At 71.7% G+C, this 14,084-nt stretch carries 12 protein-coding genes; 6 read left to right on the plus strand and 6 right to left on the minus strand.

Annotated features, from left to right (window positions below; translation table 11 throughout):
• The first annotated feature begins 10 nt into the window (after window positions 1-10).
• Complete coding sequence (locus RBJ65_RS06465; RefSeq protein WP_306316629.1) at window positions 11-616, plus strand: GNAT family N-acetyltransferase; 606 nt, start codon at window positions 11-13, stop codon at window positions 614-616.
• Window positions 617-682: 66 nt separating this feature from the next.
• Complete coding sequence (idi, locus tag RBJ65_RS06470; RefSeq protein WP_306316628.1) at window positions 683-1,276, plus strand: isopentenyl-diphosphate Delta-isomerase; 594 nt, start codon at window positions 683-685, stop codon at window positions 1,274-1,276.
• On the opposite strand, the gene RBJ65_RS06475 is transcribed toward idi, so the two are convergent.
• Entirely contained in the window at window positions 1,251-1,778 is a 528-nt protein-coding gene (locus tag RBJ65_RS06475) for an ATP-binding protein (protein ID WP_306316728.1), read from the minus strand. The two genes, idi and RBJ65_RS06475, sit on opposite strands and share 26 nt — an antisense overlap.
• 242 nt (window positions 1,779-2,020) lie before the next feature.
• Here RBJ65_RS06475 and RBJ65_RS06480 point away from each other — a divergent pair, with 242 nt between their 5' ends.
• Complete coding sequence (locus tag RBJ65_RS06480) at window positions 2,021-2,776, plus strand: enoyl-CoA hydratase/isomerase family protein (protein WP_306316627.1); 756 nt, start codon at window positions 2,021-2,023, stop codon at window positions 2,774-2,776.
• A 23-nt stretch (window positions 2,777-2,799) separates the two neighbouring features.
• On the opposite strand, the gene RBJ65_RS06485 is transcribed toward RBJ65_RS06480, so the two are convergent.
• Together RBJ65_RS06485 and RBJ65_RS06490 are read right to left on the minus strand one after the other, a co-directional pair.
• A complete protein-coding gene (locus tag RBJ65_RS06485) occupies window positions 2,800-3,423 on the minus strand; it encodes a DJ-1/PfpI family protein (protein ID WP_306316626.1) in 624 nt (207 codons plus the stop codon).
• Between the two features lie 86 nt (window positions 3,424-3,509).
• The gene (locus RBJ65_RS06490; protein WP_306316625.1) at window positions 3,510-4,472 is read right to left on the minus strand and encodes a GlxA family transcriptional regulator; all 963 of its coding nucleotides are present in this window, start codon (window positions 4,470-4,472) and stop codon (window positions 3,510-3,512) included.
• A gap of 107 nt (window positions 4,473-4,579) precedes the next feature.
• Between RBJ65_RS06490 and RBJ65_RS06495 the strand changes: the two genes are divergently transcribed.
• Both RBJ65_RS06495 and RBJ65_RS06500 read left to right on the plus strand, forming a co-directional pair.
• The gene (locus tag RBJ65_RS06495; protein ID WP_306316624.1) at window positions 4,580-5,455 is read left to right on the plus strand and encodes a hypothetical protein; all 876 of its coding nucleotides are present in this window, start codon (window positions 4,580-4,582) and stop codon (window positions 5,453-5,455) included.
• Between the two features lie 176 nt (window positions 5,456-5,631).
• Window positions 5,632-8,070 (plus strand): Tex family protein, encoded by a 2,439-nt coding sequence (locus RBJ65_RS06500; protein WP_306316623.1) that lies wholly within the window; start codon window positions 5,632-5,634, stop codon window positions 8,068-8,070.
• A 237-nt stretch (window positions 8,071-8,307) separates the two neighbouring features.
• Here RBJ65_RS06500 and RBJ65_RS06505 read toward each other — a convergent pair whose 3' ends face one another.
• Both RBJ65_RS06505 and RBJ65_RS06510 read right to left on the minus strand, forming a co-directional pair.
• Window positions 8,308-9,948, minus strand: coding sequence for an ABC-F family ATP-binding cassette domain-containing protein (locus RBJ65_RS06505; RefSeq protein ID WP_306316622.1), 1,641 nt, complete (start codon window positions 9,946-9,948; stop codon window positions 8,308-8,310).
• 166 nt (window positions 9,949-10,114) lie between these two features.
• Window positions 10,115-11,197 carry an oxidoreductase gene (locus RBJ65_RS06510; RefSeq protein WP_306316621.1) on the minus strand — a complete coding sequence of 361 codons (1,083 nt, stop codon included), beginning with the start codon at window positions 11,195-11,197 and terminating at the stop codon, window positions 10,115-10,117.
• 76 nt (window positions 11,198-11,273) lie between these two features.
• Between RBJ65_RS06510 and RBJ65_RS06515 the strand changes: the two genes are divergently transcribed.
• The gene (locus RBJ65_RS06515; RefSeq protein WP_306316620.1) at window positions 11,274-12,215 is read left to right on the plus strand and encodes an FAD-dependent oxidoreductase; all 942 of its coding nucleotides are present in this window, start codon (window positions 11,274-11,276) and stop codon (window positions 12,213-12,215) included.
• 123 nt (window positions 12,216-12,338) lie between these two features.
• Here RBJ65_RS06515 and RBJ65_RS06520 read toward each other — a convergent pair whose 3' ends face one another.
• Window positions 12,339-14,054: a BCCT family transporter gene (locus RBJ65_RS06520; protein ID WP_372341172.1), complete on the minus strand. Its 1,716-nt coding sequence runs from the start codon at window positions 14,052-14,054 to the stop codon at window positions 12,339-12,341.
• Window positions 14,055-14,084 lie beyond the last annotated feature (30 nt).

The raw sequence follows: 14,084 nt of genomic DNA on the forward strand, positions 1-14,084 counted from the left end.
GGGTTTTACGTTGACCGAGCACACCGAGAACGCCGACGCCACGCGGGGGACGCCGGGTCCCACGGACGGGTGGCACACGCGGCCCGAGACCTCCTCCGACCGGGCTGCCGTGCACGCCGTCAACGCCGCCGCCTTCCCCACCGAGGCCGAGGCCGATCTCGTGGACGCCCTGCGCGCCGACGAGGACGCGTGGCTGGAGGGCCTGTCGTACGTGGCCGAGGACGCGGACGGCACCGTCGTGGCGTACGCGCTGATCACCCGCTGCACCGTCGACGGCGCGCCGGCCGCGGCCCTCGCTCCCTGCGCGGTGCTGCCGCGGCACCAGCGCACGGGCGCGGGCTCGGCCGTCGTACGCGCGGTGCTTGAGGCGGCACGCGCGCGTGGCGAGCGCATGGTGCTGGTGCTCGGACACCCGGAGTACTACCCGCGGTTCGGCTTCACGCCTGCTTCGGGGTACGGCATCCGGCCCGGTTTCGAGGTGCCGGACGAGGCGATGATGGCGCTCGTCCTGGACGGGGCCCAGCGCGAGGGCCCGGGGGCGGACCTGGCCGGAAGCGACGATTCCGCCCCACTCCCGCGGGGCACGATCACCTACCCGGCCGCGTTCGGCGTCTGACCGTCGCGGGGGAACTGTCCGCCTCGTACGGCAGACTTGGTTCGAGGACCGAAACGAAGGATGGGTATGCCGATCACACCTGCCCCCACGACGAACAGCTCGTCGAACGGCACCGCGGAAGCGATCTTGCTGGAACTCGTCGACGAGGACGGCAGGACGATCGGCACGGCGGAGAAGCTCGCGGCGCACCAGCCGCCCGGGCAGCTGCACAGAGCGTTCTCCGTGTTCCTCTTCGACGAGCAGGGCCGGCTGCTGCTGCAGCAGCGGGCGCTCGGCAAGTACCACTCCCCCGGCGTCTGGTCGAACACCTGCTGCGGCCACCCGTACCCCGGCGAGGCCCCCTTCGCGGCGGCCGCCCGGCGCACCTACGAGGAGCTCGGCGTCTCGCCCTCGCTGATGGCCGAGGCCGGCACGGTGCGCTACAACCACCCGGACCCGGACTCGGGCCTGGTGGAGCAGGAGTACAACCACCTCTACGTGGGTCTGGTGCAGGCAGCGCTGAACCCCGACCCGGAGGAGGTCGGGGCGACGGTGTTCGTGACGGCCGACGAGCTGGCCGCGCGGCACTCCGAGGACCCGTTCTCGGCGTGGTTCATGACGGTCCTCGACGCGGCGCTGCCCGCGATCAAGGAACTTACGGGCCAGGCGGCGGGCTGGTAGCGGTCTCGGGCTTGAGGGGCAGGGCGGCCCAGATCACCTTGCCCCCGCTCGCGGTGTTCGTGACCTCGCAGACGCCGCCCGCCTCCGCGGTGATCTCGCGGACGAGCAGCAGGCCGCGGCCGCCGGTCTGACCGCTGGTGGCCTCCAGTGCCGTGGGTTTGTAGGGGTGTTCGTCCTCCACGGACACCCGCACCCACTCGGGCCCGACGGCGACCTCCACGGCGAGCATCGGCGAGACGACGGCGGCGTGCTTCACCGCGTTCGTGACGAGTTCGGAGACGATCACGAGCAGCCCGTGCACCAGGTCGTCCGGGGCGGGCACCCCTTGCCGGGAGAGCAGTTCGCGCACCGCGCGGCGGGCCTGCGGCACGGAGGCGTCGACCGCCTGGGTCGTGAACCGCCAGACCCCCTCGTACGGAAGCGGCCCGTCCGCCGGACGATCCGGGGGCGCTCCCCCGCCGCCCTGAGGACGTGGGCGGGATCCCCACCCGTGGTCGCTCATTGTCAGGTCGCCGCCCTTACGCTCGATTGTCACCACGCTTCGAGTGTTGGGAATCACCTGCTCCGGGCCGCCGTACTGACCAGAAGTCAGCGTGTATCGACGGGATTTGATCGACATTGCCCGTACGGGCCTGATCGTCGATCACTCCCACTCCCATTCCGCCCGACTTGCACCCTCTTCAGCTTGTTGTACGAGCTGCCCGACACGCCGACGACGTTCTCGGCCCGGATAGCATCCGCCGCATGCCTTCCGTGTCTCCGCCGCAGATCAGGCACGTCGTCGCCGACGGTGTCGCCACAGTGGTCATCGATCACCCCGCCAAGCGCAACGCCATGACCGACGCCATGTGGGCGTCCCTGCCGCCGCTCCTCGAACGGCTCGCGGCCGATCCAGGGGTGCGGGTGCTCGTGCTGACCGGGGCCGGGGACACGTTCTGCGCGGGGGCCGACATATCGACACTTCGAGAGGGCGCGGCGCAGGGGCTCGCGGTCGCGGCGGAGGACGCGCTCGCCGCGTTTCCGAAGCCGACGCTGGCCGTGGTGCGCGGCTACTGCGTGGGCGGCGGCTGCCAGTTGGCGGCGGCGTGCGATCTGCGGTTCGCCGCGCAGGGGGCGCGGTTCGGGGTGACGCCGGCCAAGCTCGGGATCGTGTACCCGGCGTCGTCGACGCGCCGGCTCGCCGCGCTGGTGGGTCCCGCGACCGCCAAGTACCTGTTGTTCGGCGGCGAGTTGATCGGGAGTGAGCGGGCGCTGCGGACCGGGCTCGTGGACGAGGTGCTGCCCGAGGCCGAACTCGGCGAGCGGGTCGCCGAGTTCACCCGGACCCTCGCCGCCCGCTCGCAGCTGACGCAGGCCGCCGCGAAGGAGTTCGTGGACGGGCGCACGGACCGGGAGGCGCACTGGGCCGAGCAGGCGCGCGCCGGCGCGGAGACCGCGGAGGGTGTCGCGGCGTTCCTGGAGCGGCGCGCGCCGCGCTTCGCATGGACCGTAGGGGGCTGAGAGTCAGGGGGCCGGGAGCCCGGTCAGCCGGCCTGATTGCGGAACATCTCCACGAGGTGGGCGGGGGCCTTGTCCGGGGAGCCGGCGTCGTAGGGCGGCTGCGGGTCGTACTCGGTCATCAGCTGGATGGCCTGGGCGGTCTCGTCGCCCGCGATCCGGCCCGCGAGCGCGAGACCCATGTCGATGCCGGAGGAGACGCCGGCCGCGGTGACGTACTTGCCGTCGAACACCACGCGCCGCCCGGTCGACTTGGAGCCGAGCCGTTCCAGCTCCGGCAGGGCGAGCCAGTGCGAGGTGGCCTCGCGACCCTCGATCAGGCCGGCCGCGGCGAGCGCGAGGGAGCCGGTGCACACGGACGTCGTCCAGGTGGTGCTCGCGTCGACGGCGCGCAGCCACTCCAACAGCGGCCCGTTCCGCGTCTGTTGGCTCTGGTCGGGGCCGCCGGGCACGACGACCACGTCCGGGGCGCGGACCTCGTCGAAGGTCTTGTCGGCGACGAGCGCGAGCCGCCCGCTGTCGTCCCGCACGGGCCCGGTTTGCTCGGCGACGAGGACGACGTCGACGCCAGGTATGCCGCCGAGGGTCTGGTAGGGGCCGATGGCGTCGAGGGCGGTGAACCGTTCGTAGAGGGCGATGGCGATCTGCATGGCGGGCCTTTCGGAGGGTTCGGAGGGTCGGGTGGGTGCTGGTGACGTGCTCGTGGCGTGCTCGTGGCGTGCTCGTGGCGTGCTGGTCAGGGGCCCACGGGGGCGTGGAAGCGGCGTCGGTACTCGGCCGGTGAGGTGCCGATGGTCTTGAGGAAGGCGCGGCGCATCGCCTCCGGGGTGCCGTAGCCGCTGGAGCGGGAGATCTCCTCGACGCCGCCCGTGGTGTCCTCCAGGAGGCGACGGGCGTGCTCGACGCGGACACGCTCGACGTACCGGCCCGGGGTCAGGCCCGTCTCCGTGCGGAAGGCGCGGGCGAAGTGGCGCGGGGAGAGGCGGGCGCGGCTCGCGAGCGCGGGGACGGAGAGGTCCGCCCCGGGGTGCTCGGCGATCCACCGCTGCACCTCGCTCAGCGGCTCGCTGCGGGCCGTCTGCGCGGCGAGCTGGGTGCTGAACTGGGCCTGGTTCGCGGGGCGCCGCAGGAACACGACGAGGGCGCGGGCGATCTCAAGCGCCAGGTCCCTGCCGTGGTCCTCCTCCACGAGGGCGAGCGCGAGGTCGATGCCCGCGGTCACGCCCGCCGACGTCGCCACCGGTCCGTCCCGTACGTAGACGGGGTCGGCGTCCACCGCCACGTCCGGGTACTTGCGGGCGAGCGTGTCGCAGAACGCCCAGTGCGTCGTGGCCCGGCGACCGTCCAGGAGCCCGGCCCGCGCCAGCAGGAACGCGCCGGTGCACACCGAGACGGTGCGGCTGACGTGCGGGGCGTGCTCGCGCAGCCAGGCGATGAGCCGTGGGTCCGGGTCGCGCGTGCCGTCGCCGCCGGGGACGACGAGCGTGTGCGCGGGCGGCGCGTCGGCGAGGGCGTGGTCGGGGGTCAGGGTGAGACCGCTCGACGTACGGACCGGGGCGCCGTCGTACGAAGCCGTCAGGACCCGGTACGACGCCTCGCCCGCGCCGGAGAAGACCTCTACGGGGCCCGTGACATCGAGGCTCTGCACCTGCTCGAAGAGGAGGACAAGGACGGTGCGCGGCGACGTCATGGCAGCCATTCTTCGGGCCGCGCGAGGGTGGCTGCAATGACGAATCCCCCACCTTTCCTGCCATGGTCCGGTGGCCCGGGCTGACCCCCGTACCGACTGGTCGGTAACGTAACGGCATGACTTCAGACCCCCGCCTGCGCGCCGCCCGTCACTGCCACAACGTGCTCAACCCGTTCCACTCGACGCACTACTTCTCGCCCGACCTCGGCAAGGAACTGGCGGACATCGGCGTGACGGACGCGAGCGCCGTCTATCTCGCGGCGCGGTCCGCGCCCATGGGGGCCGTCGGCGCGGGGGCCGTGACCGCGACGTTCTACAACTTCAAGCACGAGCTGGTGGCCCGGCACGTGCCCGCCGTGTGGGAGACCGTGTCGCCGGAGGCGGTCCTCGCGGCACGCGCGCGTGCCGTCGACGCGACGCTGCGCCGCCTCATCGGCGCGGAGGCGCTCGCCTCCAAGGAGATGGCCGAGGCCGCCGAACTCGCCCTGCGCGCCACGGAGGCCTGCACCCGGCACGCCCGCCCCCTGTACGCCGCCCACGCCGATCTCGACGTCCCGGAGGCGCCGCACATGGCGTACTGGCACGCGGCGACGCTGCTGCGCGAGCACCGGGGCGACGGGCACATCGCGGCGCTGCTCGGCGCCGAACTCGACCCGGTCGAAGCCCTCGTGAGCCATGTCGCGACCGGCAAGGGCATGGCTCCGAAGTGGCTGCTGGCCACGCGTGGGTGGGACCGGGCCGAGTACGACGCGGCGGCGGAGCGGCTTCGCGCGCGTGGACTGCTCACCGGGGACGAGGAGTTGACGCTCACGGAGGCGGGCGTCGCGCTGCGCGCGGAGCTGGAGCACCGTACGGATGTGCTCGACCGTGCGCCCTACGAGCACCTCGGGGAGGCGGGTGTGGCGCGGCTCAGCGAGTTGGCGACGACGTTCCTGGGCGCGGCGATGGGGAACGGGGCGTTTCCCGCGGACCTCATCGGCAAGGCGGCGTAGCGGTCGACCGTGGGTACCGTCGCGGGGCGCTGCCCCGGACCCCGCGCCTCAATCGCCGGCGGGGCTTGATATGCCGAACCGGCGTCACGGGCGCCGGCGAGGCTTGGTTGCCCGGTTGTCGGTGCCACCTGCCACAATTGCGGCGCAACCTCAGTCGACATAGGCGGTACGGGATCGTGGCGACACCCACAGTTGGCACCACTGCTGGATCCGGGCTCGGGTCCATCGAGAGCAGGATTGCCGAGGAACTCGGCGTACGGGAGCGGCAGGTGAAGGCCGCGGTCGAGCTGCTTGACGGCGGCTCGACGGTGCCCTTCATCGCCCGCTACCGCAAGGAGGCGACGGAGTCCCTCGACGATGCCCAGCTGCGCACCCTGGAGGAGCGGCTGCGGTATCTGCGCGAGCTGGAGGAGCGGCGCACGGCCGTCCTCGACTCGGTGCGCGAGCAGGGCAAGCTGACCTCGGACCTTGAGGCGCAGATCCGCGCCGCCGACACCAAGGCGCGCCTGGAGGACATCTACCTGCCCTTCAAGCCGAAGCGCCGCACCAAGGCGCAGATCGCCCGCGAGGCGGGGCTTGAGCCGCTGGCGGAGGGGCTGCTCGGCGACCCGTCGGTGGAGCCGCAGGCCGCCGCGGCCGCGTTCGTGGACGCCGACAAGGGCGTCGCCGACGCGCAGGCCGCGCTCGACGGGGCCCGCGCGATCCTCACCGAGCGCTTCTCCGAGGACGCCGACCTGATCGGTGAGCTGCGTGAGCGCATGTGGGGGCGCGGCCGGCTCTCGGCGAAGGTGAAGTCCGGCAAGGAGGACGCGGGCGCCAAGTTCGCCGACTACTTCGACTTCGCGGAGCCCTTCACCGAGCTGCCCTCGCACCGCGTGCTCGCGATGCTGCGCGGCGAGAAGGAGGACGTGCTGGAGCTCGTCCTGGAGCCGGAGGAGCCGGTCGAGGACGGTGCCGCGGGCGCTGCGTCCTCGTACGAGCCGATCATCGCCGACCGGTTCGGGATCCGTAACGAGGGGCGGGCCGCCGACAAGTGGCTCGCCGACACGGTCCGTTGGGCCTGGCGTACGCGCGTCCTGGTGCACCTCGGGCTCGACCTGCGCACGCGCCTGCGGACGGCCGCAGAGGACGAGGCGGTCAAGGTGTTCGCGGCGAACCTGCGGGACCTGCTGCTTGCCGCCCCGGCGGGCACGCGCGCGACGCTGGGGCTCGACCCCGGTTTCCGTACGGGTGTGAAGGTCGCGGTCGTCGACGCGACGGGCAAGGTCGTCGCCACGGACGTCATTCACCCGCATGTCCCCGCCAACCGGTGGGACGAGGCGATCGGCAAGCTGGCGAAGCTCGCGCGCGAGCACTCCGTCGACCTCGTCGCGATCGGCAACGGCACGGCGTCCCGTGAGACCGACAAGCTCGCCGGTGAACTCATCTCCAAGCACCCGGAGTTGAAGCTCACCAAGGTGATGGTGAGCGAGGCGGGCGCCTCGGTGTACTCGGCGTCGGCCTTCGCCTCGCAGGAGCTGCCCGACATGGACGTCTCGCTGCGCGGGGCCGTCTCCATCGCGCGGCGGCTGCAGGATCCGCTGGCGGAGCTCGTGAAGATCGATCCGAAGTCGATCGGGGTCGGGCAGTACCAGCACGACCTGAGCGAGGTGAAGCTGTCGCGTTCGCTGGACGCGGTCGTCGAGGACTGTGTGAACGGGGTGGGTGTTGATGTGAACACCGCGTCCGCGCCGCTCCTCGCGCGCGTGTCGGGGATTGGCTCCGGGCTGGCCGAGAACATCGTGGCGCACCGCGACTCCAACGGTCCTTTCACCAACCGCAAGGGCCTCAAGGACGTGGCGCGGCTCGGCCCGAAGGCGTACGAGCAGTGTGCGGGCTTCCTGCGGATCCGGGGCGGGGACGACCCGTTGGACGCGTCGTCCGTGCACCCGGAGGCGTACCCGGTGGTGCGCAGGATGGCGAAGTCGACGGGGGGCGAGGTCGCGTCGCTGGTCGGCGACGCGGGGGCGCTGCGCTCGCTGAAGGCGGCGGACTACGTGGACGACACGTTCGGTCTGCCGACCGTCACCGACATCCTGAAGGAGCTGGAGAAGCCGGGGCGTGACCCGCGGCCCGCCTTCAAGACGGCCACCTTCAAGGAGGGCGTCGAGAAGCTCTCCGACCTGGAGGCCGGGATGGTGCTGGAGGGCGTCGTCACGAATGTGGCCGCCTTCGGGGCGTTCATCGATGTGGGTGTGCACCAGGACGGGTTGGCGCATGTCTCGGCGCTTTCCCGTACGTTCGTCAAGGATCCGCGGGACGTGGTCAAGCCCGGCGACATCGTCAAGGTGAAGGTCCTGGACGTCGACGTGCCGCGCAAGCGGATTTCGCTGACGCTGCGGCTGGACGACGAGAAGGCCTCCGGCGGGGGCGGGGGGCGTGGGGATCGCGGTGAGCGGGGTCCGCGCGGTGACCGGGGTGACCGGGGTGACCGGGGTGGCGATCGGAAGCCGCCGCGGCAGTCGCGGCAGGGGGGTGCCTCCGGCGGGGGCAAGGGGGGCGGCAAGGGTCGTCCTGCGGCGGCGCCGACGAATTCGGCGATGGCGGATGCGTTGAGGAAGGCCGGGTTGGCCTAGGGCGTCGGGGTTGAGGGGGGGCGGGGGCTGTACGGTCTGGCGGGGTTGGAGTTGCGCAGTTCCCCGCGCCCCCAGACATGGCCTCGGCCACAGGGGGCGGGGCCGCACCCGTTGTGCGGTGCGGCGGGGTTGGGGTTGCGCAGTTCCCCGCGCCCCCAGACATGGCCTCGGCCACGGGGGGCGGGGCCGCACCCGTTGTGCGGTGCGGCGGGGTTGGGCGCGCAGTTCCCCGCGCCGCTAGAAGGCCTCCGTCAGTTTGCCCTCGGTCAGTTCCAGGTGTCTCGTCGTTTGGATCGTGGTGAGCATGTGGCGGTCGTGGGTGACGAGGAGGAGGGTGCCCTCGTAGGTCGACAGGGCTGATTCGAGTTGTTCGATCGCCGGGAGGTCGAGGTGGTTGGTCGGCTCGTCGAGGACCAGGAGGTTGACGCCGCGGCCCTGGAGGAGGGCGAGGGCGGCGCGGGTGCGTTCGCCTGGGGAGAGCGTCGCCGCGGGCCGCAGGACGTGGTCCGCCTTCAGGGCGAACTTGGCGAGCAGCGTGCGGACTTCGGCCGGTTCCATGGTGGGGACGGCCGCGCCGAACGCTTCGAGGAGGGTTTCCGGGCCGTGGAAGAGGGCGCGGGCCTGGTCGATTTCGCCGATCACGACGCCCGAACCGAGTGCCGCATGCCCCGACTCCAGTGGGACACGGCCGAGCAACGCCGCGAGCAGGGTCGACTTTCCGGAGCCGTTCGCGCCGGTGATCGCGACGCGGTCCGCCCAGTCGATCTGGAGGGTGACCGGGCCGAAGGTGAAGTCGCCGCGTTGTAGGCAGGCGTCTCGGAGGGAGGCCACGACCGCGCCGGAGCGTGGCGCCGACGCGATCTCCATGCGTAGCTCCCACTCCTTTCGGGGCTCGTCGACGACGTCGAGGCGTTCGATCATCTTCTGGGTCTGGCGGGCCTTCGCGGCCTGTTTCTCGCTCGCCTCGCTGCGGAACTTGCGGCCGATCTTGTCGCTGTCGGTGGCCTTGCGGCGCGCGTTCTTGACGCCCTTGTCCATCCAGGTGCGCTGCATCTGGGCGCGGCCTTCGAGGGCCGCCTTCTTGTCGGCGTACTCCTCGTACTCCTCGCGCGCGTGGCGGCGTGCCACCTCGCGCTCCTCCAAGTAGGCGGCGTATCCGCCTCCGTAGAGGTTGATCTGCTGCTGGGCGAGGTCGAGTTCGAGGACCTTGATGACGGTGCGGGTGAGGAACTCGCGGTCGTGGCTGACGACGACGGTGCCGGCGCGCAGGCCGCGTACGAAGGTCTCCAGGCGGTCGAGGCCGTCGAGGTCGAGGTCGTTGGTCGGCTCGTCGAGGAGGAAGACGTCGTAGCGGGAGAGGAGCAGGGAGGCGAGGCCGGCGCGGGCGGCCTGGCCGCCGGAGAGGGAGGTCATGGTGTGGTCGAGGCCGACGGCCAGGCCGAGTTGGTCCGCGACCTCGTCGGCTCGCTCGTCGAGGTCGGCGCCGCCGAGGTGCAGCCAGCGGTCGAGGCTGGTGGCGTACGCGTCGTCGGCGCCGGGTGCGCCGTCGACCAGGCCCTGGGTCGCCTCGTCCATGGCGTGCTGCGCCGCGGCCACGCCGGTGCGGCGGGCCAGGAACTCGCGGATCGTCTCGCCGGGGCGGCGGTCCGGTTCCTGCGGGAGGTGGCCGACGGTGGCGGTCGGCGGGGAGAGGCGGACCTCGCCCTCCTCGGGGGTGGCGAGGCCGGCGAGGAGGCGCAGGAGGGTGGACTTTCCGGCTCCGTTGGCGCCGACGAGGCCGATGACGTCGCCGGGGGCGACGACGAGGTCGAGCCCCGAGAAGAGCGAGCGGTCACCGTGGCCTGCGGCGAGCTTCTTGGCTACGAGGGTTGCGGTCATCAGGGGGTTGATCCTAGTTGGCGCCCACCCGTCCTGTTGCGATCGTCCGGGCCGCGCCCTGGGGCTCTGCCCCAGACCCCGCTGCTCAATCGCCGCAGGGGCTTGATGGGGGCAACGTTCCGCAGGGGCCTGACGGGAGCAGCATGTCCGCAGGGGCTTGATGGGGTCAGCGTTCCATGCGGGTCACCAGCACGCTCCCCGTCGTACGAGCCACCAGGAAGGACTCGCCGCGGGTCGCCTTCTTGTCGAGGGGGATGCGGTGGCGGCCCGTTTCCAGGACCGCGTCGAAGACTTCGTGGGTGTGGCTGCGGTAGAGGCGGTCGATGCGGTACGCCGTGAGGCGGACGCGGCAGGTGGAGGTGACCTCGACGCCCGCCTCGCCGTCGGCGGCGATGAGCCGGGTGAGACGGCGCTGCTCCAGCGGGCCCCGTTCCAGGGCGCTCTCGATCTGGGCGACGAGGAGCGGGATGATCGGGGCGAGGCCGTCGACGTAGGCGATGTCCGCCCCGGCGCGCTCGAACTCGTGGCGTACCGCCGCCCGTTGTTCCGGCTCCACCGCGCGGCCGAAGGCCACCACCGCGTACGTACGCAGCTCCTCCGGTGGCACGCCGGTGGCATCGTGCGTGATGTCCGCGCCGACGCCGATCGTGCGCAGCGCCGCCGCGAGCCTGGCGAGGACGGCGACCCGGGCGCCGATCAGCAGCACCTTGCGGCGCGGAGTGGGCCCCTCGGCCCCGTCCAGGAGCCGGCCGAGCTCCGCCCGGTAATCGGCGCCGCGGAAGCGGAACGGGCCGATGCCGTGGTAGCCGTTCAGCTCCAGGTCGACCTCCTCGGTCGTCTGCCAGGCGAAGTCCCGCCAGACGTAGTCCCCACCACCGCCCTCGACGCCACCCGCACCACCCTCGGCGTCGTCCGCGCCGCCCCCACCGTCCCGTTCGATCACCGCCGTCACCGCCCCGCACTCGATCCCCTCGCACTCCGGGCACCCGTAGATCACGCAGCGGCCGCCCGGCAGCGGCGCCTCCGCCTCCAGGAGGAGGCACCTGACGTGGTGCGCGAAGATCGCGGGCGGGATGTCGGCGGCGAGCGGTGACACCGCGTCCAGGTCGGAGAGGTGGAAGAGCAGGGGGCGGCCGTCGACGATGAAGTCCACGAAATCCCGGTGGACTTGATAGTCGCCGTCCGCGAGGACGCCACCGGCGCGCATCGCCGGTGCCAGGCCGAAGGTCGCGTACTCGTCGGCAGACATGCAGTGAGTATCCCCACCCCGCACCCGCCCTGAGCGCGGCATGACGCATTCCGCCGGTGTCGGTTAGCGTCCAGGGATGATCAGTGACAGCGGCAGTGAAGTGATCGTGGTCGGCGGCGGGGTCATCGGGATGAGCACCGCCCTTGAACTCGCGCGGCTCGGGCACCCGGTCCGCGTGTGGTCACGGGACGCCGCCGAGCGGACGACGTCGGCGGTCGCGGGCGGGCTGTGGTGGCCGTACCGGATCGACCCGATCGAGAAGGTGGGGGCGTGGTCGCTGCGCTCGCTGCGGCGGTACGAGGAGTGGGCGGGGCGGGCCGAGGAGACCGGGGTACGACTCGTCGACGGCGTGCACGGGGATTCGCGGCTCGACGGGCTCGGGTCGTGGGCCGGTGAGGTGGCGGGGATGCGCGACACCCCGGAGGGGCTCGCGGCGCGCCTGCCGCTGATCGACATGCCGGCCCATCTGGCGTGGCTGCGCGGCGAGTTGGAGGCGGCGGGCGTCACCGTCGAGGCGCGTACCGTGGGCTCGCTCGGCGAGGCCATCGACGCCGCGCCGACCGTCGTGAACTGCACGGGGCTCGCCGCCCGCGAGCTCGTACCGGATGATTCCGTGCGCCCGGTGCGCGGGCAGTTGGTGATCGTCGAGAACCCGGGGGTCGATACGTGGTTCACCACCGCCGATCCGGCCTCGTCCGCCACGACGTACTTCCTGCCGCAGCCCGGCCGCCTCCTGCTCGGCGGCACCGCGCAGGAGGACGACTGGTCCCTCGAACCGGATCCGGCGACCGCCGAGGAGATCGTGAAGCGCTGTGCGCGGGTGCGCCAGGAGATCGCGGGGGCGCGGATCCTCGACCACCGGGTGGGGTTGCGACCGGCCCGCCCCGCCGTGCGTATCGAGCGCGAAGTCACGGACAACGGGCGGGTGTTGGTGCACAACTACGGGCACGGCGGCGCCGGTGTGACGGTCGCGTGGGGCTGCGCCGAGGAGGCGGCCCGGCTGGCCGTCGCGGGGTGAACGCACCTACGGGTGGGGGGTGTGGTCCGGACCGGACCACACCCCCCACCCGTAGAACACCGGACGTCAGTCCTCGTGCCGGACGTCAGTCCTCGTGCCGGACGTCAGTCCTCGTGCCGGACCTCAGTCCTCGTGATGCTTGCCGATCGGGTCGCCCTCGGTCTCCAGGCTGCTGCCGGGGCCGATGCGGATCTCGAACTCGCCGCCGTACTTCTCGTGTCCGGCGACGACCGCCTGCTCGACGACCTCGATGCCCATCTCGCCGCGGACCATGAGCGGGTCACGGCGCAGATCGCGCAGCAGCGCCCAGCACATACCGATCATGACGATGACGAACGGCACCGCCACGAGGATCGTCAGGTTCTGCAGGCCGGTGAGCGCGTCCCCGGAACCGTTGCCGATCATCAGCATGATCGCGGCGACGGCGCCCGTGACGACACCCCAGAAGATGACGACGAACTTGCCGGGTTCGAGGGCGCCCTTCTGCGACAGGGTCCCCATGACGATCGACGCGGCGTCCGCGCCCGACACGAAGAAGATGCCGACGAGAATCATCACGAGCAGGCCCGTGACCGTGGCCAACGGGTACTCCTGGAGCACGCCGAAGAGCTGCGTCTCCGGGGTGTCCGCGCCGGCCAGCTTGCCGTCGTCCTTCAGGCTCATCGCGGTGGTGCCGAAGATCGCGAACCAGATCAGGCTGACGGTCGAGGGCACGAGGATGACGCCGCCGACGAACTGACGGATCGTACGGCCCTTGCTGATGCGCGCGATGAACATGCCGACGAACGGCGACCAGGAGATCCACCACGCCCAGTAGAAGACCGTCCAGCTGCTCAGCCAGTCGGCGACTCCCTTGCCGCTGGAGGCCTCGGTGCGGCCGATCAGCTGCGGGAAGTTCTGCAGGTACGCGCCGATGGAGGTCGGCAGCTCGTCGAGCATCAGGATCGTCGGGCCCGCGAAGAAGACGAAGACCACGAGGAACAGCGCGAGCACCATGTTGGTGTTCGACAGCCACTGGATGCCCTTCTCCACACCGGAGACGGCGGAGGCGACGAACGCGACGGTCAGGACCGCGATGATCGCGACGAGCAGTCCGGTGCTCGCGTGGTCCATCCAGTCGGCCGCCTCCATGCCGGCGCCGATCTGCAGGGCACCGAGGCCGAGCGAGGCCGCGGAGCCGAACAGCGTCGCGAAGATCGCGATGATGTCGATGACCCGGCCCCACGTGCCGTGCGCCTTCTCCTCGCCGATGAGCGGGACGAAGACGGACGAGATGGTCTGCCGCCTGCGTCGCCGGAACGTGCTGTAGGCGATGGCGAGTCCGACGACCGCGTAGATCGCCCACGGGTGCAGCGTCCAGTGGAACAGCGTGGTGGCCAGGGCGATCTCCATGCCCTCGGCCGAGTCCGCCGGGTCGGTGCCCGGCGGCGGCGTCGTGAAGTGCGCGAGCGGCTCGCTCACTCCGTAGAACATGAGGCCGATGCCCATGCCCGCACTGAACATCATCGCGATCCAGGAGACCGTACGGAACTCCGGTTCCTCGCCCTCCTTGCCGAGGGGGATCTTCCCGTAGCGGCTCATGGCGAGCCAGAGGGCGAAGACCACGAAGCCTGTCGCGGCGAGCACGAACGCCCAACCGCCGTTGTGCATCAGGCCGTTGAGCAGCGTATTGGAGACGCTCTCCAGGTTGTCTGTGGCTGCGGCGCCCCAGACCACGAAGGCCAGAGTGAGCACGGCGGTGACGCCGAACACGATCCGGTCCGTGGCGGGGCCCCGCTCGCCGGTCGCTCCCTCCTCGGGGACGGGTGCGTCGCTGGGGGTTTTCTGAGGGCTTGTCACCCACTACGACCTACCACACCTGACACTCCC

It is taken from the genome of Streptomyces sp. KL109B (genome assembly GCF_030766935.1).
In the GTDB taxonomy this organism is placed as follows: domain Bacteria; phylum Actinomycetota; class Actinomycetes; order Streptomycetales; family Streptomycetaceae; genus Streptomyces.

Excerpts from the sequence above, each read along its gene's own strand:
- idi (WP_306316628.1), top strand. The coding sequence starts at position 683 with ATGCCGATCACACCTGCCCCCACGACGAACAGCTCGTCGAACGGCACC.
- RBJ65_RS06475 (WP_306316728.1), bottom strand. The coding sequence starts at position 1,778 with ATGAGCGACCACGGGTGGGGATCCCGCCCACGTCCTCAGGGCGGCGGG.
- RBJ65_RS06480 (WP_306316627.1), top strand. The coding sequence starts at position 2,021 with ATGCCTTCCGTGTCTCCGCCGCAGATCAGGCACGTCGTCGCCGACGGT.
- RBJ65_RS06485 (WP_306316626.1), bottom strand. The coding sequence starts at position 3,423 with ATGCAGATCGCCATCGCCCTCTACGAACGGTTCACCGCCCTCGACGCC.
- RBJ65_RS06490 (WP_306316625.1), bottom strand. The coding sequence starts at position 4,472 with ATGGCTGCCATGACGTCGCCGCGCACCGTCCTTGTCCTCCTCTTCGAG.
- RBJ65_RS06495 (WP_306316624.1), top strand. The coding sequence starts at position 4,580 with ATGACTTCAGACCCCCGCCTGCGCGCCGCCCGTCACTGCCACAACGTG.
- RBJ65_RS06505 (WP_306316622.1), bottom strand. The coding sequence starts at position 9,948 with ATGACCGCAACCCTCGTAGCCAAGAAGCTCGCCGCAGGCCACGGTGAC.
- RBJ65_RS06510 (WP_306316621.1), bottom strand. The coding sequence starts at position 11,197 with ATGTCTGCCGACGAGTACGCGACCTTCGGCCTGGCACCGGCGATGCGC.
- RBJ65_RS06515 (WP_306316620.1), top strand. The coding sequence starts at position 11,274 with ATGATCAGTGACAGCGGCAGTGAAGTGATCGTGGTCGGCGGCGGGGTC.